This is a genomic window from Actinomadura sp. DC4, assembly GCF_030406325.1.
Lineage (GTDB): Bacteria > Actinomycetota > Actinomycetes > Streptosporangiales > Streptosporangiaceae > Actinoallomurus.
In genome coordinates this window covers 487,065-510,070 of the sequence record NZ_JAUEQY010000002.1, presented here as the reverse complement: position 1 = coordinate 510,070, position 23,006 = coordinate 487,065, and the positions used below count along the sequence as shown (strand labels likewise).

Below are 23,006 nucleotides of genomic sequence, written 5' to 3'. Positions count from 1 at the left end.
CCCCGCCCTCCTCCCCTCCCCCCCCCACCCCGCCTCCCACCACCCGGCCGCGACGCTCCCCCACCCCCCCGCGGCCGGGGCCCCCGCCCCGGGCGTCGACCGCGGGGGGGCCCGCGCCGCCCCCCCCCACAATCCTGCGCGGGTTCTGCCCCCCCCCCCACCGCGCGGGCGCCCGGGGGGGGGGGGGGCCCCCCGGCGGGGGGGGCCCCCCCCGCTTCCGAATGTGGCGATCGACCTGGGCGTAAGCGATGATTACGCCAGACGGGCCACGCGAGGAAGGGCCGGGCGATCGTGACCTCCACTGGCGATCATGAGGGCAGGCCGGCCGGATGGCGGGCCTCGAGCCACAGCGCCATGGCGCGGTCTTCCGCCTGTGTCGAGGCCCGCACCGGCCACATCGTCAACGGTGTGTTCGTCGGTGCCCCATCCGCTCCCGTGTTCACGGCACCGGTGCCCGCGAGGGTCTCCGTCACGAGCGTAGTTTCGGACGAAACGGTGGGATCGCTGGAGGAGTTCGACAACCGTCATCCGTTCCGCCCGCGAGACGGAGCGGGCGCCGGTGACATCGTCGACGACTGGGCGGCACTCTCCCGCCTGCCCTATCGCCGGCGCTCGCCCGCACTACGAGCCGTCGACAGTGCACTCGACCGGTGGAAGAAGGGCGGACGCCTCACTCTCCACGTACTCGGTCGAAACGAGAGGGAACTGAAGGACCTCGCGCGCGCGATCGATCGTTGGCGGGAGACCAAGAACGGCGGCTCTGCCAGAAGCGCGGCGATGGACCGCCTCGAGCGGGAGATCCGGGACGAACTCGCCCACGTGGCCGAGGAACGGCGCCGGATGGACGCGGCCGAGCCGGCGCCGGACACCGACGCGCAGGTCACGCCGGACGAGTTCGCCGACTGGCTGCGCTGGTCTTCGGCTTTGGGCTTGGACCACGCGCGGGCCGCGGAGCCGTCGGGGTCGCGGCAGATCGAACTGCTCGCGAACGCCGTGGACGACGGATCGCTCGGCGGCCTTGCGGCGATGACGGCGGGACTGACGCCCGAAGCGATCGACGCGGAACTCACGCGACTCACCGCTGCGAAGACCCCGTTCGACCTCTTCGGTTTCCTGCGCCTGCCGAGGACCTACCTGACGCCCGGCTACGATCCGTTGACGCTGGCAATGGTGGTCGCCCATGCACGGGAACAGCCCACCGATGCCCGGTCACAGCGTGATCTCTTGGAGATCGCCGGGAAATGGCTGGGCTGGCGCGCGCAGTTCCTCGCGGCCGGCGATCAGCGGTCTCGTGCCGTGGAGCTCGTCGACCAGGTGCGTAACCGGCCGGCCGTGCTGTCGGCCATCGTCCACGCACAGGCGGAGGACCCGATCGGGCTCGCGCTCGACATGGGGGTTCGTTTCTCCGATGTGAGGGCGCTGTCCGATGAGGTCGGGGACCTCGTGGCACGTGGAGAAGGCCGGGCCGCGGCAGATCTGATCGCCGGGATCGAACACGACACGTTCTCGCTGCTGGCCTTGGCCGACATCTACCTCGTGACCACCGAGGGCGACCTGTTCGCGGACGTTCCGGGCCTGGCCGACCGCGTACGGACGGTGCCGGCCGAGCCCGCCACGGTCGCTCAGGTGCAGGGCCGTCCCCTCAACGCGGACTCGCACCTCAGCTACGACGTCGGCCAGCTCGAACGCGCGGTCTGGGGCATAGCAGATCATCAAGAGGCCGACATCGATTTCCTCATCGCGATCGATCCCTTGCGCCTGAAAGACGGATTTCCTCTGGACTGGGTGTTGGGGCACGTATGGATCGAGATCAGGCTGCCGCTCGGCCGTGACGCCGGAGGCCGACCGAGGTACGGCCGGACCTTCTCGGTTGGTTTCATGACGAATGACTACATCGACTACACGCGTGCGCAGAGGGGAGGCCTGTCGAGCCCCGACACCGACCATGTCGCGGCGGCGTCGGTCTCCCGCGTCATCACACCACAGGAACTCCGTGCCGCGATCGTGTTCGTGCGTGCGACGCAGAACCGGCCCTGGGTCTGGTTCGCCAGCAACTGCGTGACGTTCGCCAATGAGCTGAGTGGGGCGGTCTTCGGGGGTAGGCGTCCGTTCAGCGGCCTGGCCGCGAGGATCCCGCGGTCGCCGCGGAGGCTTCGCGTGCCGCGGCCGCCGTTCCCCGACACGGTGACCCCGCCTCCCTCCGCGCACGTCATACGGGTTGGCGATCTCAGAGACGAGCTACAGGTGATGGACACCGTCGCGTCCTTCGCCGCCTTGTACACCGGGCACCTGATCAGGAATCTACGCGTGGGTCTTCCCGCGCCACCGGTCCAGATCGCCGTGAGCTCACCTCCGAGAGCCCTTCTCGTCCGGAGTTCGAGGGCGATGTCCCTCAATCGGGCGAACGACCTGCAGGACTACTTTCAGCGTGCGGTGCGGCGCCTGCTGACGGACCGGTTCCCGGCGACTGCGAAACAAATCGTTTACGGAGAGATCCCCATTCGACTGGTTCCGCTGGGAGAGGTGAAAGACCCTTCGGGCGAGCCGAGGTGGGAGGCGTCGTTCGAGCTGTTCGCTCCTCTGGAGGACGTCGCGATCCTCTCGGCGGCGACGGTTCACAGTTCCCGCGCGAGTTCGTCCGAGAGCATTGGCTGGAGCGCCTCGGCCGACGGGGCGACCGGGCGAACGCACTGGCCGAACGATCCCCTGGGCCGGACGCTGGCGGGTCACGACGCGAACCTGTCCCGAAGCACCATCGACACGTCGGATGAGCTCGACTGGCATGAAAGCCGTTACAGCCTGCCGACCGGACCCGACGGCGTGAAGGCATGCGTTTCGGTCGCCGTCGTCGACGCCCGCTGAGCCGGACGGCTCCCCACGTTCATCAGGGAGCCGTCCTCACCGGTTCAGTCGCGGAGATCGACCTGCGCGACCTCGACGCAATCCCCGCCGTTCGCGTTGCTGCGGGAAGACGTGCGCCATTTCAGATCTTTTTCGTCCATGCTTCTGCTACTTCCCTTATCAGACGGATTGATTCGTCCTCGCTCAGCGCGTGTTTCCTCAACATCTCGAACATGCGCCGAAGCTTGGACACGCTGTCGACGTCTCCCACCAGACCACCGCTGATGGCATCGTCCATGTGCGCTACCTCGGCCTCGCCATTGCAGACTGCGAGGCTGAACGAGCCGGTGTATTGCGCGCCAATGGCGGAGTCCATCTTGATGACTTGAACGATGACGTGACCATGTCTCGCCATCTCCTCAAGGTGACGTAGTTGATCTGTCATGACCTGTGGGCCGCCGACGTTGCGGTGAAGCACGCTCTCATCGATCAGCGCGACGAAAACAGGCGGATCCTCCTTGGTCAGAACATTCTGGCGCTCCATTCGTACTCTGACCTGCTCGTCGTCGCGAAGAACCGCACGTGCATACTCTTCGATCTGTAGAAGCCCAGGGATGACGTCGAAGGAGAACCTCAGGAGCAGGCTCGCCCCAGCCTCGGCGCGCATCCATTCACCCATGTACTCCTGCGGCTTTTCGCCTGCCACCAAATTATCGGAGATGTCTTCTAATAGCCCATCCGTCCCAAGGATGCGTTCGACGGTTCCGAGCGTTTTGGGGTCGGGGATGTTCCGGCCACCCTCCCAGGCGGCGACGGCCGAGTCGGACACCCGGACCTGTTCCCCGAGTGATCGACGACTCATCTTGGGGACCTGTCGTTCCCGCGCGATGCGCAGCCTCCGGCCAAAGAACTCGCGACCCGTCATTCGTGCAGCCATGGAGATTCGTACCCTCTCGTACTCCACTTCTCAGTGGACGCACTTGTCAAGTCTCGGTGTGTAAAGCGTCGCCAGTCTAAGCGTTGGGCGTCACGCTGTGTATAGCAAACAGTCGCAATCAGTGAGGCGTGCGATGAGTGGTCCACCTCAGACAATGTCCACGGTCTTCGTCGCCGTACCCCGGGCGGCCGGCGAAGCGCGGGCTTTCACGGCTTCGGTCCTTAAGGCGTGGGACCTGCCGCACCTTGTGGAGACGGCCGAATTACTGGTGAGTGAGTTGATCACCAATACCGTCAAACACGCGGGCGGCGTCATGGAGCCGCCCGATGATCTCAGCGATATCCCGCGAGTCATCCTGTCCGTCTCCCGCTCCGACGCATTACTGGTCGAGGTATGGGACGCCGGCACCGAACCCGCGGTCCTCCGTACGGCGGCCGCCGACGACGTGGACGGCCGCGGCCTGGACCTCGTCGACGCCCTTTCCAAGGAATGGGGCGGCGAACTCCTCGAAACCGGCGGCAAGGTCGTCTGGTTCGTTATCGACCTGGACGTGCGCGATGAGGGATGAGGACCTGCTGAGACCCCGCGAGGTGGCGGAGATGTTCGGCGTACGCCCGACGACCATCGCCCGCTGGGCACGCGAAGGAAGACTGGTCCCGCTCCACACCCCGGGCGGCCACCGCCGCTACCGACTGCAGGAAATCCGGGAAATCCTCGACAGCGCCGCCGAAGAACGCCCGCAGATGGAGGAAGACGCCGCCCGCCTCTACGACCAGGGCTGGACCATTCGCCAAGTGGCGGAGAAATTCGACTACGGCTACGGCCGCATGCGCCGCCTCCTCCGCGAGAACACGACCTTGCGCCCACGCGGCGGGTGACTGTGATCGTCGGCCTTGGGAAGACCGTGCTAGGCGGCTGTGCCGGGGGTGTTCAGGCAGGACGCCCCCGGCCGGAATCGGGGGCGTTGTCCGAGGCGGTCGACGCCCGTGGCGGTTATGAGCGGTCCCCGGCCGGCACGGCGTCGAGTCGGCCTACGACGCCGTCCGCATGGCGCTGGCTGATCTCAGTGGCGTCTGTGGGGGACAGTGCACGGTACTGCTGCGCCTCAGTCCGCCGGTGCCGGGCGATCAGGTTCGCCGCGATCCCGTACAGCAAGGCTGGGCATCCGGGCGGGACAGGCCGTAGCGTTCACGCCGGTCGAACGCAGTCACGAAGGTCTCCGCCGCCACGTCGTCGGCCGTGCTCCGGCCCAGCCGGGCCGCCGCGAAGGCGTAGAACTGGGGGTGGTCGCGGTCGAAGACCGCGGCAAAACATTCGGGCTCCCGCCAGGGCCATTCGATGATCGCGGCATCGCCGAGGGCCTCCGTCGGAAGTTTGTGATGACGCATGATGCGCCAGGTCCGCTACGTCGCATGTGGCGTGGCCTGCTTACGGAGCGTAAATATACTATTACTGATGCTGTCGCGTAGACGTATCATCAAGACGCTCCAGGGCCATCGGCTGCGCATATTGCGAGTCGACATATTGAAAATAAGTGAGCCATGTAGCTCGGAACGAGCAGGATGGTCCTATGGTGAGTGGAGTGAATGTCGCCGCAGGTGACTCGGAGGAGTGGAAGCGGTTCTGTGTGGTTGGAAAACTCTACCCTTGACCCGCTGATTCTTTAGAGTGACCCTTACCTGAAGAAGCCCGGACTCTGCACTGGAGGCGACAGCAATGAAGCTAAGATTCATTGGGATCGATCCGGGTACCAACGGTGGAAACTGCCCGTCGGTCTGGGTAGACGACGAGACGGGTGACTTCCTCTTCCAGGGGTGGGAGGTCACCGACGGTGTAGCTCTGTCCGAGGTCTCGAGCAGGAGTCCGATTGCTGGTCATGAGCGGGTCGTGAGGCTGCCAGCGCGCATGCGGGAAATAATCCAGGAGGCATGTAGTGGCGGAGCGGCCGACCTTCAATGAGCTGTTCTCGGAGTGTAAAAGATCGGCAGTCCATCTGGAAATACGGGATGTCTACACGCCTGATGATTCGGCGTATGTCGCCTGGAAGGCCGGGGTGCAAATAGATCCGATCGAATCCTTTCGTGAATGGTATGACTTGATTGTCGACACGGTAAGTCGTGGCGTGGAAGTGCGTCGTGCGCGTGTCGTGTCGGAACCCATTACTGATTTCATTCGACATGAATATGAAGTAACATCCCGAATGAACATCCCGGCGGGCGAGCGTGTGCGCTGGCTGCCGCGGTGGAGGGCCTTAGATCTGGCCCTTCCGGCCAATGATTTTTGGGTCTTCGATGATCGGGTCGTACGGTTTGGGAATTTTGCTGGCGATGGGTCGTATCTAGGCCATCAGATCACTGAAAGATCTAATATTGTTAAGATGTGTGTCGAGGCGTTCGAGGCCGTGTGGGAACGTGCAACTGACCACTCGGATTATTGGCCGGATTGACGACAACTTGATATCGAGCGATCCGGCGATGGCCGATGGCTGAGGATCCGGGCGTCACCAACGATTTTTCGGGAACAGCCAACGTCGTCGTGCAAGCCGGATCCATTAATGGAGATGTGTACCTGTCGAACGCTCGCGGTCGGTCAACACCGCCTCGCCAGCTTCCGCTGGGGCCGAGTTCGTTCGTCAATCGCCGCGACGACGTCCGCAGGCTCGATGAGTTGCTCGACGCCCGTGCCGGCGCAGGTGGCGAGTGCTGGGCGACCGCCGTCGTATCCGTGGTGGCAGGGGCGCCCGGCGTCGGTAAGACCGCCTTGGCGTTACACTGGGCACACCGCATAAGTGATCGCTTTCCGGATGGCGCACTCTATGTCGACATGCACGGATATGGCTCCGGGTCGGTACTCACGCCCGAGCAGGCGCTCGACCTGTTCCTGCGCGCGTTGGACGTACCCGCTGATGGCATCCCGGAGACGCTCGACGAGCGCGCTGCGCTCTTCCGGACGATTGTCGACGGCAAGCGGATCTTCGCGCTCATCGACAACGCCGCCTCCTCGACCCAGGTCCGTCACTTACTTCCGGCGTCGCCCGAGTGTTGTGCCGTCATCACCAGCCGAAGTTCACTCCCAAGTCTGGTAGCAAGAGAAGGGGCCGTACGCGTGACTCTGGATGTTCTCTCACCGGGAGAGTCCGTCCAATTGCTCGCTGAGTTGATGGGGGCGTCCCGAGTGGAGGCCGACTCGGCGAGTGCGCTCCGGGTCGCCGAACTATGCAGCTATATACCGTTAGCGCTGAGAATAGTGGCCGAGCGTGCCGCAAACCGGCCTCGGCTGTCATTGGCGGAGCTGGTCGATGAACTGGCCGGTCAGCAGCGACTCGATGCGGTGGCCTCGGAGGACGACGAACTGAGTGACACCCGCACCGTCATCTCGTGGTCGTACAAAAGTCTGTCACCGGATCTGCGCAGGACGTTCCGCCTACTGGGCATTCACCCTGGTTCGGACATCGGTATCGAGGCCGCTGCGGCTCTGACCGGAGACGACGCGACTGTCGTCACGCGTCGGCTCCGGGCGCTCGCCGACGCGCATCTTCTGCAAGAAAGCGCGAACAATCGGTTCCAGATGCATGACCTGGTGCGTGTCTATTCGGTAGAACGCGCGCAGGCTGAGGAGAGCCAGAAAGATCGAATAAAGGCCATCCGGCGTATGCTGACGTGGTACCTGCTGGCTGCGGACAAAGCTCGCCGCGCGATTCTGCCGTACTCCGCATCCTTCCCTCTCGTTCCGGCAGGAGAGATAACGCCGATCGAGGGGTTCGGGAGCGGGCCGGAGGCGATGCGCTGGTTCGACACCGAGAGACGCAACCTGCAGGTGCTGTTGCGGCAGGCATCTGAGCTCGCCCAGTTCGACATCGCCTGGAAGCTTGCGATCGCCGTGAGCGGCTATCTTGAGCTGGGGGCATATTGGACGGAGTGGGAAGAGGCCGTATCAACAGGCCTCACTGCGGCACAGACCCTCGGAGATCGTTTCGGCGAAGCAGCCAGTCTGTCCATATTGGGCGACGTCTCATGGCGCGACGGCCGGCCCGACGAAGCGATCGAACGGTATGAGCGAACCGTAGCCATCGCCCGCGAGATAGCCGTGGGCTGGCTTGAGGGATTCGGGCTACGCGGCCTTGGCCTCATCAATGAAGAACGCGGACACTTGGAGGCCGCGTCCGGCTTCTTCGAGTCGGCGCTCGAGGTGTTCCGCTCCAGCGGCTTCCGGCGTGGAGAGGGAATGTCGCTGCTCAGCCTGGGCGCCTGCGCGCGAGCTCTGGGCGATCCGCGGAGTGCGACGGCCCGGGATGTCGCCGCTGTGGAGATCTTCGAGGAGATCGGTGACAGGTGGACCGTCGCCTGGGGCAGTGTCGACCTCGGGAAGAGCTATGTCGCCGAAGGACGCCTCACCGAAGCACTGAGCGTGCTCCGGACCGCTGTCGCGATCTTCGATGACTTCGGCGATCGACGTTGCCAAGCCCAGGCGTTGTTCCTGCTCGGTGATGTCTTGCGTGAATCGGGTGACGAGACCGCCGCGGCCGACTCCTGGCAGCAGGCTATGGCGCTCTACGAGCTTCTCGCCGATCCGAGGGCGCACGAGGTACGCCAACGGCTCGCGGACTTCGACGAGGGGGACTGAGGCGGCTGTACGACCGGAAGCCGTTATGAGGCGGGGCGGTCGTCGGGGTTGTGGAAGGCCGCCAGGCGGGCGATGTCGACGCGGGACCGTACGCCCAGTTTGCGGTACGTGCGGGTGAGGGAGGCCTCGACCGTCTTCACGCTCACGAACAGCCGGGCTGCGATCTCGCGGTTCGTGGCGCCCTCGGCGACCAGGACCGCCACGCGGCGTTCGATGCCCGCCAGTGCCCGCAACGGGTCCGCCTCGCCCGCGACGGTCGGGATGCCGACCTCAAGATGGTCCAGTTCGGCGGCCACGGCCGCCACCCACGGCGCCGCCTTGGCCCGCGAGAACACCCGGTGCGCCGACCGTAGCGACTCTCTCGCGGCCGGTGCGTCGCCCAGGCGGGCCCGCAGCCGGCCCAGTTCCAGCCGCGCGCGGCCCTCCTCCAGCGGATAAGGCAAGCCGGACAGCGTCGTCACGGCCCGCCCCATGGCCTCCGCCGCGGCCTCGACGTCACCCCGTGCCGCGATCACCAGTGCCGCCGAGCGGTCGAGCACCGCCAGGACCCCGCGCCGGCCCAGGCGCAACGCGTCGCGTCTGGTCTCCTCGATGACCTCGGCCGCCTCGTCCGGCTCCCCGATCGCGACGAGGGCCTCGGCGAGGTCGGGGTGCCAGCGGCGCAGCGCGGGTTCGGCCAGTCCCTGGGCGCATTCGAGGCGCCGTACGCGCCGGAGTGCCTCGGCGGCGCCGGCGGCGTCGCCGCGCAGCAGCCGGATGTGGCCGGCCGCGTGCAGGCAGTGCGGCAGGAACAGCAGGTCACCGTCGTCCTCGCTGTGCGCGACCGCGCGTTCGGCGGCGGCCAGCGCGCGGTCCAGTGAGCCCCCGGCCGCCTCGGCGAAGGCCGCCGCGCACCAGGCCGGCCCACGGGAGAGCTCGCTGTCCTCGGCCAGGCGCAGGCACTGTTCGGCCAGGTCGAGAGCGCGGTCGCAGCGACCGCGGAAGATCTCCACCTGCGACGAGCCGTACAGGCACATGAACAGGCTCTCGACCGCCCCCCGCTGGCGTACGGCGTAGGTCAGCGAGCGCAGCTCGGCGCGCGCCTCTTCCAGGCGGTCGTGCAGCAGATGGTGCCGATGGCGCAGGTAGACCGGGCCGTTGTGGTCGAACCGGATCGTCGGGTCCTGCGAGCCGGCCAGCGCGCGGGCCAGGGTCTGCTCGGCCTCCAGCCGCCCCGTGCTGAACTCCGCGAGCGCCTGCTTGGTCAGCGCCAGCACCTCCGTACGGCGATCGCCCGCCTCCGCCGCGAGCCGGGCCGCCAGCGCCGCCTCGTCGCGGGCCTTGGTCGCCGAGCCCTTGACCAGCCAGGCCCGCCAGGCGAGCCGGTAGTGCAGCGGGGCGAGCAGCGCGGGGTCGTCGCGCGCGTCGGCGAGGGCGCGCGGGAAGACGTCGTCGAGTTCGGCCAGCGCCTGGCCGCCGGAGTCGAGCAGCACGATCCAGGCCCGTACGCGCTCGGCCGGGACCGTGGCGTGTTCGAGCACCTCCTCGGCGATGCCGCGTGCCAGCCCGAACTCACCCGACGCGAGGGCGTCCTCCGCCGCGGTGAGCCGCAGGCCGGGCTCGTCCTCACGCCGGGTCGTACGGTCGGCGGCGAGCAGGCCGAGCCGGGCCGCCGCCGCGCGGGCGCCACGACGCCGTGCGGCCGTCGCGGCCTCGCTCAGAGTGGCGGCGACCTCGGCGTCGCGTCCGGGCGCGACGAGGGCGAGGTGGCGGGCACGCTCGACCGGGTCGGAGACCGCGTCGGCGAGCGCGGAGTGCACGGCGAGGCGGTCGTGTTCGGAGGCTTCGGCGTACAGGACCGCCGACAGTAGCGGGTGCGTGAACCGTACGACCTCACCCGGCGTGACGATGCCGGCCTCCCGCGCCTCCGCGAGGTCGGCTCCGGCGTCGGGCCGCCCGGCGCCGCGCAGGAGCACGAGTGTCGGGCGGGCGACCGCGCAGGCGGTGAGGAGGGTACGCCGCGCGTCGTCCGACAGCGCCATCAGCCGCCCGAGCATGAGCGAGCGCAGGCTGTCGGGGACCGGCAGGGGCGCGGCGGCGTCGAGCGGCCCGTCGTGTTCGGCGAGCGCGCGGCCGAGCTCCAGCGCGAAGAAGGGGTTGCCGTCGCTGGCGCGGTGGACCTTGGCGAGGACGGCGCGGGGGAGGTCGAGGCCGGAGAGCAGGCGGGTGACCTCGGCCGCGGTCATCGGGGGCACCTCGAACGCGCTCACCGGCGGCGGGCACAGGCGGGGGCCGGGCCGGGAGTCGGCCGGGTCCGTACGGAGGCCGACCAGGGCCTGGAGTGGCAGGCCGCGTGCGCGGCGCGCGATGAACGCAAGGAGTTCGGCGCTCGGCGCGTCGAGCCACTGGGCGTCGTCCACCACCATCAGGACGGGGCCCGCGGTGCACAGGGCGCGGAACGTCGCGAGTACGGCCATCCGCAGGCCGAGGACGTCGCGTTCGCCGATCGGGTCCGTGCGCCGGAGCAGCGCCGACTCCAGGGCGGCGCGCTGGTGTTTGGGCAGCGTGTGCAGGATGTCGTCGCCCGTGTCGGCCAGCAGGTCGATCAGGCCGAGGAAGGGCAGGTGGCGTTCGGTCTCCGACAGCGAGCACTGCAGCACCTGGAGCCCGGTGAACTCCCCGGCGAGCGCGGACAGCAGAGAGGACTTGCCGATGCCGGCCGGGCCGGTGAGGAGCACACTGCCTCCGCCGGCGAGCTGCTCGCGGGTGTCGGCGAGTAATGACTCATGGCCGACGAGGGCATGCGTGGACAGCCCGCCGACCGGTCCCGCCGCCGTTGGCGGACCGGCCGTCCCACGGACTGCTCCGAACGCTTCGGTCATCCGCGTCGGCCCTCCGGACGCTGCTCTCAGCGTGAGCCCCGGCGCGCAAGTTAACAACGCGTCATACCTGCGTCAACACCCAAGTCTGGACAACGATCGACGTAATTCTGGTACGTGTTTCATCCATCTTTCGCTCACCGCCTTGTGGCGGTGGACAGCAGGAACTAGAACACGTTGCAGTTTTGGGTCATGAATGCGTATTGTCGTGGGCGTGCGGACACGAGCAACGGAACTTCTCGGGATCGAGTATCCGATCTTCGCGTTCAGTCACTGCCGCGACGTGGTCGCGGCGGTGAGCCGCGCAGGCGGCATGGGCGTCCTCGGCGCCCTGTACTTCACTCCCGAGGAGCTCGAGACCGAGCTGAACTGGATCGAGGACAACACCGGCGGCAAACCGTACGGCGTCGACGTCGTGATGCCGGCCAAGTACGAGGGCGCGGACCTCGGCGACGCGGGCGAGATGCTCGACCGCCTGCAGGACATGATTCCCCAGACCCACCGCACCTTCGTCAACGACCTGCTCGACCAGCACGGCGTCGCCCCGCTGAACGACGAGGGCGTCAGCCGCTACCTGCTCGGCTGGACGGACGCCACCGCCCGCCCGCAGGTCGAGGTCGCGCTCAAGCATCCGATCGGGCTGCTCGCCAGCGCGCTCGGCCCGCCCCCGGCGGACGTCGTGGAGCAGGCGCACCGGCAGGGCGTGACCGTCGCCGGCCTGGCCAGCAGCGCCCGGCACGCCCGCAAGCAGAAGGACGTCGGGGTCGACATCATCGTCGCCCAGGGCACGGAGGCGGGCGGCCACACCGGCGAGATCTCCACGATGGTGCTCATCCCGGAGGTGGTCGACGCGGTCGGCCCGGACACCCTGGTGCTCGCCGCGGGCGGCATCGGCCGCGGCCGGCAGATGGCGGCGGGCCTGGCCCTCGGCGCCGACGGCGTGTGGACCGGCTCGATCTGGCTGACCGTCGAGGAGGCCGACACCCCCGAGGCCTCCCGCGACCGGATGCTCGCCGCGACCTCGCGCGACACCGTACGCTCGCGGTCCTGGACCGGGAAGCCGGCGCGGATGCTGAAGACCGCGTGGACCGAGGCGTGGGAGTCACCGGAGTCACCGGGCACACTGCCGATGCCCATGCAGTTCATGCTGATCTCGGACGCGCTCAAGCGCATCAACCGTGCGGGCGCCGGCGACCTGACGACCTTCCCGGTCGGCCAGATCGTCGGCACGATGAACCAGGTGAAACCGACCTCGCGGGTGATCTACGAGATGGTCGAGGAGTACATCGAGACGATGGAACGCCTCAGCGGCCTCATCGAGGACTGACCGCGTCGATCTCCCCGAGGATCGCCGTCTTGCGCTCCTCGGGGAGGAACGACGCGCGTACGCCGTTGCGGGCCAGGTCGGCCAGCCGGTCCGGCGCGAAGCCCAGGTCGTGGCCGACGGTGCGGTACTCCCCGGTCAGCGTGGTCCCGAACATCGGCGGGTCGTCGCTGTTCAACGTGACGTACAGGCCCTCTTCGAGAAGGTGCGGCAGCGGGTGCGCCGCGATGTCGGGCACCTGCCGGGTGCAGACGTTGGACGTCGGGCAGATCTCCAGGGGGATCTGCGTCTCGCGCAGGTACGCCATCAGTTCCGGGTCCTCGACGCAGCGGATGCCGTGGCCGATCCGTTCGGCACCGAGGCCGCGGATGGCCTCCCAGATGGTCTCCGGCCCGCTCATCTCGCCCGCGTGCGGCACGCTGTGCAGGCCCGCGGCCTTGGCGGCGCGGAAGGCGTCCCGGATCGCCTCCTCGTGGCCGGCGCGGTCCTGCTCGATGCCGCCGATGCCGAAGCCGACGAGGTTCTCCGGCGGCCGGCTCAGCGCGTGGTCGATCGTGGCGCGCGCCGCCTCGGCGCCGAACTCTCCGGGGATGTCGAAGACGTACGCGACCTGGATCCGGTCGGCGACCTGGCGCGCCGCTATGTCGAGCGCCTCGGTGACCGCCCGCACCGGCATGCCCATGGCGACGACGTGGGAGAACGGTGTGACGGTGAGCTCGACGTAGCGGACGTTCTGCGCCGCGAGGTCGTTCGCCGCGCCGACCACGAGGGCCGCGACGTCCTCCGGCTCGCGTACGAGCCCGTTGACCGCGAAGTAGATCTCGGCGAAGTGCGGGAAGTCGCGGAACTCATAGAACTTCCGCAGCGCCTCCTCGTCGGTCGGCACCGCGTGGCCGGTGTGCCGGCGGGCCAGTTCGAGCACGGTCGGCAGTGAGGCCGAACCGACCAGGTGAACGTGAAGCTCGACTTTGGGCAGAGCGTCGATGAACTCATCCAGCGCGGTCATGCGCCCGAAAGTAACAGCGGGCAAGTCGGCCTAGCGAGCCAATAAGCCGATATCTGACACAGATATGTCAGATATCGGCATGGAAGGCGCCGTCCGGGCCGAACACCCGGGTCGCGAACCGTTCGCCGATGCGCCGGTAGCCGGCCGCGTTGGGGTGCGTCCCGTCCGGCAGGTCCGCGACGTCGCCGGCGCCGAAGAGCTCCCGGCCGTCGAGGAAGTGCAGGTGGGGATCGTGCCGCGCCCGCAGGCGTACGATCTCGGCCAGCGTCTCGCGGACCACGGGCATCGTGAGCGGCAGCTTGGGCGCCACCGCGACGTCCGGGTCGACGTCGGGATCGACGTCCGGCACGTCCTCGGCCAGGGGCAGGATGATCGGCGAGATCACGAGCAGCGGCGTGTCCGGATGCCCGTCGCGGACCGTGTCGAGGAAGCCGTGGACCGCGGGGCCGAACGTCCGCGGCTTGAACGTCTCCCAGCCGACGATGTTGGCGCCCGTCTTGACGCTGATCAGGTCGGCCGGCAGGTCACGCATCGTACGAGCGACGTACGGGTCGAGCATCGCGTTCCCGGCGAAACCGAGATTGACCACCTCCACGCCGGCGCGCGACGCCGCGATCACGGGCCAGGTGCCGGTGGGCGAGTCGGCCTCGACGCAGTGGCTGATCGAGCTCCCGTAGTGCACCCAGCGTCGGCGGCCCGAGGGCGTCGGCCGGAGGAGAGGCGCGTTGGCGCGGAGTCCGACCAGCTCACAGGGGGTCTGCTGGGGCAGCCACAGCTCGACCTCCTTCAGGTGCGAAGGCAGCCCGGCGAACTCCACGGTGCCGGGCAGACCGTGGACGAGCTCGCCCTCGGCGCGTACGTGGGGGAGCCGCAGGACGCTCGACACCGGCACCTCGGCGTGGCCCGCGGCCTTCCCGTCCACCCGGATGTCGACCATCCCGGGCGGATGGGGCTCGGGATCGCCGTCGATGTGCCGTACGACGGTGAGGATGTCCAGCTCCAGGGTGTCGGCCTCGGTGCGGAAGACCAGCCGTACGCCGGAGGGCATCATCGTGACGAAGTCCATGAACGTGTCCGGGTACTGCTCCCGGGTCCACGCGGGCAGCCGGCGCGGCATGACGCCCCTCGTACGGCACTCCAGGTCCAGCGCCCCCCGGAACTCCACCGGGCCGCCCACGAGCGGTACGTCCCGCATCTCTGTCATCCGTACCCCCTTGCTGGCGGAAATCCGGCGGGACCTGGCAGTGATCCCCCTACCCGCCTCCCACCTCGGCTTTTAACGTCTAGGAGGGAAGGGCCGCCGACGTCCGGGAGGACGAGATGAAACATGCCCAGTTCGTACTGTTCGATGGCTTCGACCCGCTGGACGTGATCGCGCCGTATGAGGTGCTGGGCACAGGTGGCGCGGCCGGCGGGGGCGCGCTGAGCGTCGAACTCGTGTCGGCCGAGGGGCCGCGCGAGGTGCCCTCCGGCCTCACCGGGGTGTCGCTGCGGGCGGTCGCGCGCCTGGATCCGGAACGTGCGGACCTGGTCGTCGTGCCGGGCGCCGCCGGGAACATGACCGACGAGATCCCGGCCAGGCTCGCCCGCACACTGGAGACGGACCTGCCCAAGCTGCTGGCGGAGGCCCTGTCCCGTACGGACGTCACGGTCGCGACGGTCTGCGGGGGCTCGCTCATCCTGGCGATGGCCGGACTGATCAACGGGCGGCCGGCGACGACGCACCCGCTCGGCCTCTCGGTCCTCGCCGACTGCGGCGCGGCCATGGTCGACGCCCGGGTGGTCGACGATGGCGACCTGGTCAGCGGGTCCGGTGCGACCTCCGGCCTCGACGTGGGTCTCCACCTGGTCGAACGCGAACTCGGCCCGCGCGTGGCGCACGCGGTGGGCGAGGCGATCGCCCACGAACGCCGCGGTGTGGTCTGGCGGAGCGAGGGCCTCGTACCCGCGGCGCTGTGAGATCAGCGCTCCAGCAGCCAGGAGAGGATGCCGCCTCCGGCGAGGTAGACGCCCGCCGCGAGGAGATGGTTCTCGGTCAGCCGTTCCCGCGCGTCGGCGTCGCCGAAGACGTGCCGGAACGGTGTGGCCAGCCGGCCTCCGGCGCTCGTGAGGCCGTGCACGATGTCGTTGCCGGGGTCGGCGTGCGTCCAGGTCAGCGCGACGCCGGTGACCAGGACCAGCGCCGCGACGACGGCGATCAGCCAGATCGCCCGCCCGAGGACCGCGCCGAGTCCCCGCTTCTCGTGCCGCCATCGCCCGAACCGTAGGGGTCCTGCGTGTGCCGCCATGTCGTCCTCCCTACGGGAGGTGTCCCTCGAGAGGGCGTGGTCAAACGGCCACTTTCCGTCATTCCCAGATGGGGCGCCAGTCGTCCAGCTCGTGGTAGCGGCGCAGGCCGGAGACGGCGGAGAGCCAGCCGGTCCAGCTCGTGTACGGCGGCCGGTCGTACCCGCTCAGGGCGAGCGTCAGGCGGGTCCCCTCGCCGTCGTCGGCCAGGTCCCAGGTCGAGACACAGGAGTCCTCCTGGAGCGTCAGGCGTCGTCCCTGCTCGACCTCTCGTACGGTGCCGATCGGGCCGCCGTCGGGGATCGCCCAGCGGCCGCCGGCGTACGGCTCGATCTCGACCGTGATGCCGAACCATTGGCTGAACCTTTGTGACTCGGTGAGCGAGGCGAACACCTCTGCGCGGGGCGCGCCGATGACCACCTCCGTACGCAGGTCGGAGCGGGTGTAGTCGCAGCGGGGCGTGATGGGGCGGCCGGAGAGGTGGTCGACGAGGTTGCCGAGCGCGAAGGCCCAGAAGACGTGGAGGACGAGGGCGATGGGGTAGCCGTTCTCCTCGCCGTCGAAGGTGGTCTGGGAGAGCCGTAGTGCCCCGTCCTCGAAGAGCACCTCGACGGTCGTGTCCTCGGTGCCCACTTTCCAGGAGAACCGCAGCGTACGGTCGCCGAGGTGCAGGAGGCGCTGGCGAGGTTCGTCGCCCCAGGGGGTGTGGCGGCCCCAGAAGGCGAAGGGCTCCGCGTACTCCGCGAGCCATTTCCGCAGCTCTTCTGGGGCCCACGCGCGGCGGGCCGCCTCCTGCGAGGCGGGCAGCCGGACGCGGATCTCCACTGGGTCGCTCATCGGTCCTGGAGGGTTTCGAGCAGCTCGGTGAGGCGTTCGCCGGAGTCGCGGACGCCGTGCTCCATGCCGGACTCGACCATGCCGTCGCGGTCCTCGACCGACTGGAAGCTGGAGACCGTACGGGCCAGTGTGCGGCCGTCGCGCTCGACCAGGGTCAGGGTCTCCATCGCGACGTGGCCGGGCATCCCCTCGAACTCGAAGGTCTGCACGGTGGAGTCCGGCGAGGGGTCCCCGTGGAAGACGCCGTGGAAGGCGAACTCGTTGCCTTCGGGGTCGGTGGAGATGTAGCGCCACTTGCCGCCGTCGCGGGCGTCGAACCGCTCGATGCGCATCGTGAGCTCGCGCGGGCCGAGCCACTGGACGACGAGCTCGGGGTCGGTGTGAGCCCGGAACACCAGCTCGCGCGGCGCGTCGAACTCCCGCTCGATGATGATCTGCGGGATCCCGGGCTCGACGGTGATCTGCGTCTTGCTCATCGGTCGTCTCCTTGTTCGTGGTTCGTCTGCAACGCCGCGAGCAGCTCGTCGAGCCGTTCGTGACTCTCGTCCCAGAACCGCTGGTAGCGCGTCAGCCAGGTGGTGACCTCGCGGAGCGGCTCGGCCTCGAGATGACTGAGCCGCGCGGTCGCCCGCCGCGTACGCGAGATGAGCCCGGCGTTCTCCAGCACCTTGAGATGGCGAGAGATCGCCGGCTGAGAGACGTCGAACGGCGCCGCCAGCTCGGCCACGGTCGCGTCCCCGTCGGCGAGCCGGATGAGTATGGCCCGCCGGGTGGGATCCGCCAGCGCCCCGAAGACGAGACTGAGCACGTCGGCCGCCATCCATAACCACCTTGTTTTAGAACGAGTAAGTTAACAATGAGGGCAGTGGCCATCGATGTCAAGGCGTGGGTACGGCACAGGCCGGCGCATGAGTGCGCCGCCGGGGGAAGGTCAGCCGAGGCGTTTGACCTGTTCGATGACCTCGGGGGAGTTCGCGTTCGTGCGGTTCAGGTAGTCGAGGATCAGTGCCAGCTGCTCGTCCGAGTAGCCGTCCAGCAGCTTCCCGTAGGTCTCCGCGACCGGCCGGAAGCGTTCGCCCAGCTCGGTCACCGGGCGGTCCTCGGTGGCCTCGACCAGCACGCGGCGGCGGTCGTGGTCGTCTCGGCGGCGGCGGACCATTCCCGCCTTCTCCAGGCGGTCGATCACCGTGGTGATCGCGCCGCCCGTGGTCAGGAACATCGCGCCCGCGAGCTGGCCCGGGGTCATCGGGCCGCGAAGCTGCAGCAGGTTGATGCACTGCATGTCGGTCACGTTGATGCCCGACCGGCTGGCGATCGCACTGTGGAGCAGGACCGTCCACAGTGTGCTCACGCGCGCCTGGTGGCTCAGCTCCGCGATGAGCTTCGCGCGGTCCGGCGCCGTCATGGGGACCCCCAACTCCAGGCCCTCTCGGAGATGGAGAGGTGACTCGAGTTTACCCGCGTAAGCCCGGCATCTCGGCAACCACGCCGACGGCCATCACGACAGGTCGGACATCATTTCCGGCAAACGAGGACGCCGGTCTCACGCCTCCGAGGCGACCCTCTTCGCCCAGCGGTAGTCGGCCTTGCCCGCCGGCGACCGCTGGAGTTCGGAGACGAACGCGTACGTCCTCGGCACCTTGTAGCCCGACAGGCGGCTCCGGCAGTGGGCGTCCAGCTCGGCGACGGACGGCGAGGCGTCGTCGTACGGCTGGATCACCGCGGCCACCCGCTCGCCGTACCGCTCGTCCGCGATCCCGGTCACCACCGCGTCGAACACCCCCGGATGGCCCTTGAGCACGGCCTCGACCTCTTCGGGGAAGACCTTCTCGCCGCCCGTGTTGATGCACTGCGACCCGCGCCCGAAGATCGAGATCGTGCCGTCGGCCTCCACCGTGGCGATGTCGCCGGTCAGCAGCCAGCGGTCGCCGTCGACGTCGACGAACGTCTTCGCCGTCTTGACCGGGTCGTTCCAGTATCCGAGTGCGATGTGCCCGCGCTTGGCGACCTGCCCGATCACTCCCGAGCCCGGTTCGACCAGTTTGAGCGAGTCGTCCAGGACGCCCAGCCGCGCGTTGATCGGCCGGTACCGCAGGCCCGCCTCGGGGGAGGAGCCCTCGACGCCCGACGCCGTGTAGCCCGACTCGGAGGAGCCGAAGCTGTCGATGACGAAGATGTTCGGCAGCAGTTCGGTCAGCCGGTCGCGTACGGTTCCGGACAGGATCGCGCCCGTCGTGCTGACCACCGCGAGCGAGGACAGGTCGTACGAGCCCGCGGCGATCTCCTCGGTCAGCGGCCGGGCCATCGCGTCGCCGGTCATGCCCAGCGTGATGACCTTCTCGCGCTCGACCGTACGCAGCGTCTCCGCGGGGTCGAACCGCCGGTTGTAGACGACCGTCCCGCCCAGCCACCACGTGATGAACGTCGTCATCTGCGCCGCGCCGTGCATGAGCGGCGCCGTCGTCATCATCACGACGCCGTCCGAGGCGAGCGCGCCCTCGACGAGCGCCTCGGGCGTCTCGCGCGGATCGCCGTACGGGTTGCCGCCGCCGAAGGCCATGAACAGGTCCTCGCAGCGCCACATCACACCCTTGGGCATGCCGGTCGTGCCGCCCGTGTAGATGATGTAGAGGTCATCACCCGTACGAGGCCCGAAGCCGCGCTCCGGTGACCCGCTGAGGACGGCGTCCTCGTACGCGACGGCGTGCGGCGACGTGCCGCCGACCACGATCCGGTGCCGCAGCGTCGGGGCGGCCGGGACGGCGGCGTTCACCCGGTCCTCGAAGGACGCGTCGTAGACCAGCGCGACCAGCGAGGCGTCCCGGTAGAGGTACTCCAGCTCGGCCGAGACGTAGCGGTAGTTGACGTTCACCGGCACCGCGCGGATCTTCAACGCGGCCAGTACGGTCGCGATGTACTCCAGCCCGTTGTACAGGTGCACCCCGACGTGCTCGCCGGGGCCGACCCCGGCGTCCGCGAGGTGGTGGGCGAGCCGGTTCGCGTGCGCGTCCAGCTCGGCGTAGGTCAGCCGGGCGAGGCCGGACGGACCGGGTGCGACCAGCGCCGGCCGGTCTCCGATCGCGTCCGCGAGTCCCTCGAACAGGTCGGCGTGGTTGAACTCCATCGTGTCCCGTTCCTCAGGGCCGCTCGGCGCCGACGACCCACATCGCGTAGAACTGCGCACCGCCACCGTACGCGTGGCCGAGCGCGCGGCGGGCGCCGTCGACCTGATGATCGCCGGCCAGCCCGCGTACCTGCTGGGCCGCCTCGGCGAAGCGGATGAGACCGGACGCGCCGATCGGGTTGGAGGACAGCACACCGCCGGAGGGGTTCCACGGGATGTCGCCGTCCAGCGCGGTGCTGCCGGCCTCGGTCAGCTTCCAGCCCTCGCCCTCGCCGCAGAACCCGAGGTTCTCCAGCCACATCGGCTCGTACCAGGAGAACGGGACGTACACCTCGGCGCAGTCGAGATCGCGGCGCGGGTCGGTGATGCCGGCCTGGGCGTACACGTCGGCGGCGCAGTCCTTGCCGGCCTGCGGGCTCACCGTGTCGCGCCCGGCGAAGAAGATCGGCTCGGACCGCATCGCCGCGCCGTGCACCCAGGCGGGAGGGTTCGGCGCGGCGCGCGCGGCCGACGAGGAGGCCAGCACCATGGCCGCCGCCCCGTCGCTCGACGGGCAGGTCTCCAGGTAGCGGATCGGCTCCCACAGCATCGGCGTCGCCTCGACCATCTCGCGGGAGATGCCGGGAATCCGCAGGTGGGCGTACGGGTTCTTCAGCGCGTTCTGCCGGTCCTTGACCGCGACGAGCGTGCCGATGTGCGCGGGCGCGCCGGTCCGCCGCATGTACGCGCGAATGTGCGGCGCGAAGTAGCCGCCGGCCCCGACGACGAGCGAGGGCGTGAGCGGCGGGTGGGTGGACAGCGCCCAGGTCGCGTTGGACTCGGACTGCTTCTCCCACGCGACGACGAGCACCCGGTCGTGCACGCCGGCCTGGACGAGGCTCGCCGCGACGAGCGCGGTGGACCCGCCGACCGAGCCGGCGGTGTGCACCCGCGTCATCGGCTTGCCGCGCGCGCCGAGCGCGTCCGCGAGGTAGGACTCCGGCATCATGACGCCCTCGAACAGGTCGGGGGCCTTGCCGATGACGACCGCGTCGATGTCCTTGAACGTCAGTCCGGCGTCCTCCAGCGCCTCCAGCGCCGCCTCGCGTACGAGACCGGCCATCGAGACGTCGTTCCGCCGGGACCGGTACTGGGTCTGCCCCACGCCGATCACCGCGCAGGCCTCAGCCATGGTTCACGCCTCCATCACGCACACGAGGTTCGACTGCAGGCAGGGGCCGGAGGACGCGTGGGCGAGGGTGCGTGCCGCCTCGCCTCGGTGGATCCAGCCGGCCGCCTCGCCGATTCGGATCAGGCCCGTGGCCATGACCGGGTTGGCGGCCAGCGGGCCGCCGGACGGGTTGACGCGCACGTCGTCGCCGAGGCCGAGGGCCTCGCGCAGGATGAGCTCCTCGTGGCTGAACTGCGCGTGGAGTTCGGCCACCTCGATGCCGCCGGCGCCGGCCTTCCGACCGGCCAGCTCGGCCGACTCGGACCGGCCCAGGTCGCGGGCGCCGAGGGAGTGCGCCTCGATGCGGTGGTCGGCGCCGCGGATCCAGGCGGGCCGTTCGCACAGCTCACGTGCGCGGTCGCCGCTCGCCAGCACGATCGCCGCGCCGCCGTCGGTGACGGGCGCGCAGTCGTAGGGACGCAGCGGCGCGATCTCGTACTCCTCCTCACCCGGGTCGGGCAGGTCGAGGGCGCACGGGTTGTCGCGTCCGGCGGCGCGCGACCGGGCCGCCACCGCGCGCAGGTCGTCCTCCTTGTGCCCGCGGTCGAGGTACGCGCGGGCCTGCAACGCCGCCAGCGACACCTGGTCGAGGCCGAGCGGCGCGAGGTAGTAGGGGTCGAGCTGGAGGTTCGCCAGCTCCGGTAGCCCGGACTCGCCGTCGTTGCGGCGGACCTGTGACGGCTTGCCGAAGCCGTACACCAGCGCGGTGTCGACGTCGCCGTGCAGCAGCCGGACGTATGCCTCGTACAGCGCCCACGCGGCGTCCATCTCGACGTGGCTCTCGGAGATCGGCGGCCACGCGCCGACCGCGTCGAGCGCCGAGACGAACGAGAACGGCGCCCCGGCGAGGTAGTCGAGCGAGCCGGAGCAGGTGAAGCCGAAGCGCTTCAGCCCGGTCTCCTCCTTGACGCCGGTGATGACCGGGGCGAGGATCTCGACCTCCGACAGCCCGGAGTCCTCGCCCGTGTGCTTCGTCTGCGCGAACGCCACGACCGCGATGTCGGTGTTCATCAGAGATAGTCCTTGATCTCGTCGAACGGCACGTCGGGTTCGTCGATGGGCTCGAACCACTTGATGTTCGCCATCGTCTGGCCCCACTCCTCGCGTGGCCGCCACGCGGCGCGTACGCGCATGCCCATGCGGGCCTGGTCGGCCGGGATGCCCGCCACCAGCGCGACCATCGCGATGTCGGCCCCGTCGAGCAGCACGTACGCCGACACGAACGGCACGTCGGGCGCGCGCGGGTCGGGGATGTTGTTCACCGCGAACGTCGTGACCGTGCCGGTGCCGGGCACCTCCACCTCTTCGGTGGTGGGGACGCCGTCGACCGGGCACATGCCCTTCATCGGCACGTAGACCTTGCCGCAGACCTCGCAGCGGTGGCCGAGGATGCGCCCCTCGCCGATGCCGCCGAGGAAGCGGCTGAGCGCCTTGCCGGCGCTGAGGCGGTAGTCCGCGCGCACCGGCGCGTTGATCATCGTGACGTCGGGCCGGAAGCTCTCGATGTCGTTGATCGCGCCGGTGCGCTCCGCCCGCCACTTCGGGCGGACCCGCAGGCCGGCGCGCAGCGTCTTCGGCGGCTTGGCCCCGAGCTCGAACACGCCGAGGTCCAGGACGTGCAGCAGGGCGGTGTCGGCGCCGTCCGGGGTGAGGAGCGCCCAGGCGAACGGCCGGTCGAGCGGGTGGTCCGGGCGCGGGCGCGGCACCCAGGCGTACGCGCCGACGACGCATTCTGGACCGACGTCCACGAACTCCCCGGTGACCGCCTCGCCGTCCGCGTCGTACTCGGCGGGCGGGAACAGCACGCCGCCGGAGGCCGTACGGACCCCGACGAGCCGCCCGTCGCGCAGTTCGGTCAGGAACCGCCCGATCACCGGCCCGACCGAGCGCGTGTACCCACCCGGGAACGCGAGCGAGTGGTCTGCGGTCAGAACATCGTGTGTCATGGTCGCGCTCCCCT

21 protein-coding genes and 1 pseudogene are annotated in these 23,006 nt (G+C 69.2%); 7 read left to right on the top strand and 15 right to left on the bottom strand.

Annotated features, from left to right (window positions below; all coding sequences use genetic code 11):
• Nucleotides 1-354 precede the first annotated feature (354 nt).
• On the top strand, nt 355-2,862 hold the full coding sequence (locus QWU11_RS05040; RefSeq protein WP_290103812.1) for a hypothetical protein: 2,508 nt from the start codon (nt 355-357) through the stop codon (nt 2,860-2,862).
• A gap of 44 nt (nt 2,863-2,906) precedes the next feature.
• On the opposite strand, the gene QWU11_RS47205 is transcribed toward QWU11_RS05040, so the two are convergent.
• Nucleotides 2,907-3,002, bottom strand: a complete 96-nt coding sequence (locus QWU11_RS47205; RefSeq protein WP_354670801.1) for a DUF397 domain-containing protein — start codon at nt 3,000-3,002, stop codon at nt 2,907-2,909.
• Nucleotides 2,984-3,766, bottom strand: a complete 783-nt coding sequence (locus QWU11_RS05035) for a helix-turn-helix transcriptional regulator (RefSeq protein WP_290103811.1) — start codon at nt 3,764-3,766, stop codon at nt 2,984-2,986. The genes QWU11_RS47205 and QWU11_RS05035 overlap by 19 nt, the downstream gene beginning before the upstream one ends.
• Nucleotides 3,767-3,932: 166 nt before the next feature.
• Between QWU11_RS05035 and QWU11_RS05030 the strand changes: the two genes are divergently transcribed.
• Nucleotides 3,933-4,346 (top strand): ATP-binding protein, encoded by a 414-nt coding sequence (locus tag QWU11_RS05030; protein WP_290103810.1) that lies wholly within the window; start codon nt 3,933-3,935, stop codon nt 4,344-4,346.
• Nucleotides 4,336-4,494 (top strand): annotated as a pseudogene (locus tag QWU11_RS05025) (helix-turn-helix domain-containing protein); the annotation flags it as partial. The gene QWU11_RS05030 and the pseudogene QWU11_RS05025, both read left to right, overlap by 11 nt.
• Before the next feature lie 411 nt (nt 4,495-4,905).
• Here QWU11_RS05025 and QWU11_RS05020 read toward each other — a convergent pair.
• Nucleotides 4,906-5,166, bottom strand: coding sequence for a hypothetical protein (locus tag QWU11_RS05020; RefSeq protein ID WP_290103809.1), 261 nt, complete (start codon nt 5,164-5,166; stop codon nt 4,906-4,908).
• A 545-nt stretch (nt 5,167-5,711) separates the two neighbouring features.
• On the opposite strand from QWU11_RS05020, the gene QWU11_RS05015 reads away from it, so the two are divergent.
• Entirely contained in the window at nt 5,712-6,224 is a 513-nt protein-coding gene (locus tag QWU11_RS05015) for a DUF6879 family protein (RefSeq protein WP_290103808.1), read from the top strand.
• 35 nt (nt 6,225-6,259) lie between these two features.
• Entirely contained in the window at nt 6,260-8,401 is a 2,142-nt protein-coding gene (locus tag QWU11_RS05010) for a tetratricopeptide repeat protein (RefSeq protein WP_290103807.1), read from the top strand.
• 23 nt (nt 8,402-8,424) lie between these two features.
• On the opposite strand, the gene QWU11_RS05005 is transcribed toward QWU11_RS05010, so the two are convergent.
• Nucleotides 8,425-11,262: a LuxR family transcriptional regulator gene (locus QWU11_RS05005; protein WP_290103806.1), complete on the bottom strand. Its 2,838-nt coding sequence runs from the start codon at nt 11,260-11,262 to the stop codon at nt 8,425-8,427.
• A gap of 211 nt (nt 11,263-11,473) precedes the next feature.
• Between QWU11_RS05005 and QWU11_RS05000 the strand changes: the two genes are divergently transcribed.
• Nucleotides 11,474-12,586 (top strand): nitronate monooxygenase family protein, encoded by a 1,113-nt coding sequence (locus tag QWU11_RS05000; protein WP_290103805.1) that lies wholly within the window; start codon nt 11,474-11,476, stop codon nt 12,584-12,586.
• Here QWU11_RS05000 and add read toward each other — a convergent pair.
• Nucleotides 12,573-13,589 carry an adenosine deaminase gene (add, locus tag QWU11_RS04995; protein WP_290103804.1) on the bottom strand — a complete coding sequence of 339 codons (1,017 nt, stop codon included), beginning with the start codon at nt 13,587-13,589 and terminating at the stop codon, nt 12,573-12,575. The two genes, QWU11_RS05000 and add, sit on opposite strands and share 14 nt — an antisense overlap.
• Before the next feature lie 67 nt (nt 13,590-13,656).
• On the bottom strand, nt 13,657-14,793 hold the full coding sequence (locus tag QWU11_RS04990; RefSeq protein WP_290103803.1) for a GDSL-type esterase/lipase family protein: 1,137 nt from the start codon (nt 14,791-14,793) through the stop codon (nt 13,657-13,659).
• Nucleotides 14,794-14,909: 116 nt separating this feature from the next.
• On the opposite strand from QWU11_RS04990, the gene QWU11_RS04985 reads away from it, so the two are divergent.
• Nucleotides 14,910-15,548, top strand: coding sequence for a DJ-1/PfpI family protein (locus tag QWU11_RS04985; RefSeq protein ID WP_290103802.1), 639 nt, complete (start codon nt 14,910-14,912; stop codon nt 15,546-15,548).
• 2 nt (nt 15,549-15,550) lie between these two features.
• Here QWU11_RS04985 and QWU11_RS04980 read toward each other — a convergent pair whose 3' ends face one another.
• The 9 genes from QWU11_RS04980 to QWU11_RS04940 all read right to left on the bottom strand — a co-directional run bounded on the left by QWU11_RS04980 (nt 15,551) and on the right by QWU11_RS04940 (nt 22,992).
• Nucleotides 15,551-15,877, bottom strand: coding sequence for a hypothetical protein (locus QWU11_RS04980; RefSeq protein ID WP_290103801.1), 327 nt, complete (start codon nt 15,875-15,877; stop codon nt 15,551-15,553).
• A gap of 58 nt (nt 15,878-15,935) precedes the next feature.
• Nucleotides 15,936-16,712: an SRPBCC family protein gene (locus QWU11_RS04975; protein ID WP_290103800.1), complete on the bottom strand. Its 777-nt coding sequence runs from the start codon at nt 16,710-16,712 to the stop codon at nt 15,936-15,938.
• A complete protein-coding gene (locus QWU11_RS04970) occupies nt 16,709-17,188 on the bottom strand; it encodes an SRPBCC family protein (RefSeq protein WP_290103799.1) in 480 nt (159 codons plus the stop codon). Before QWU11_RS04970 ends, QWU11_RS04975 begins: the two co-directional genes overlap by 4 nt.
• Nucleotides 17,185-17,532, bottom strand: a complete 348-nt coding sequence (locus QWU11_RS04965) for a metalloregulator ArsR/SmtB family transcription factor (RefSeq protein WP_290103798.1) — start codon at nt 17,530-17,532, stop codon at nt 17,185-17,187. The genes QWU11_RS04970 and QWU11_RS04965 overlap by 4 nt, the downstream gene beginning before the upstream one ends.
• Nucleotides 17,533-17,643: 111 nt before the next feature.
• Complete coding sequence (locus tag QWU11_RS04960) at nt 17,644-18,117, bottom strand: MarR family transcriptional regulator (RefSeq protein WP_290103797.1); 474 nt, start codon at nt 18,115-18,117, stop codon at nt 17,644-17,646.
• Between the two features lie 138 nt (nt 18,118-18,255).
• Nucleotides 18,256-19,836, bottom strand: coding sequence for an acyl-CoA synthetase (locus tag QWU11_RS04955; protein ID WP_290103796.1), 1,581 nt, complete (start codon nt 19,834-19,836; stop codon nt 18,256-18,258).
• Nucleotides 19,837-19,849: 13 nt separating this feature from the next.
• The gene (locus QWU11_RS04950) at nt 19,850-21,007 is read right to left on the bottom strand and encodes a thiolase domain-containing protein (protein WP_290103795.1); all 1,158 of its coding nucleotides are present in this window, start codon (nt 21,005-21,007) and stop codon (nt 19,850-19,852) included.
• Between the two features lie 3 nt (nt 21,008-21,010).
• Nucleotides 21,011-22,057 carry a thiolase domain-containing protein gene (locus tag QWU11_RS04945; RefSeq protein ID WP_290103794.1) on the bottom strand — a complete coding sequence of 349 codons (1,047 nt, stop codon included), beginning with the start codon at nt 22,055-22,057 and terminating at the stop codon, nt 21,011-21,013.
• Complete coding sequence (locus tag QWU11_RS04940) at nt 22,057-22,992, bottom strand: OB-fold nucleic acid binding domain-containing protein (protein ID WP_290103793.1); 936 nt, start codon at nt 22,990-22,992, stop codon at nt 22,057-22,059. The genes QWU11_RS04945 and QWU11_RS04940 overlap by 1 nt, the downstream gene beginning before the upstream one ends.
• Nucleotides 22,993-23,006 lie beyond the last annotated feature (14 nt).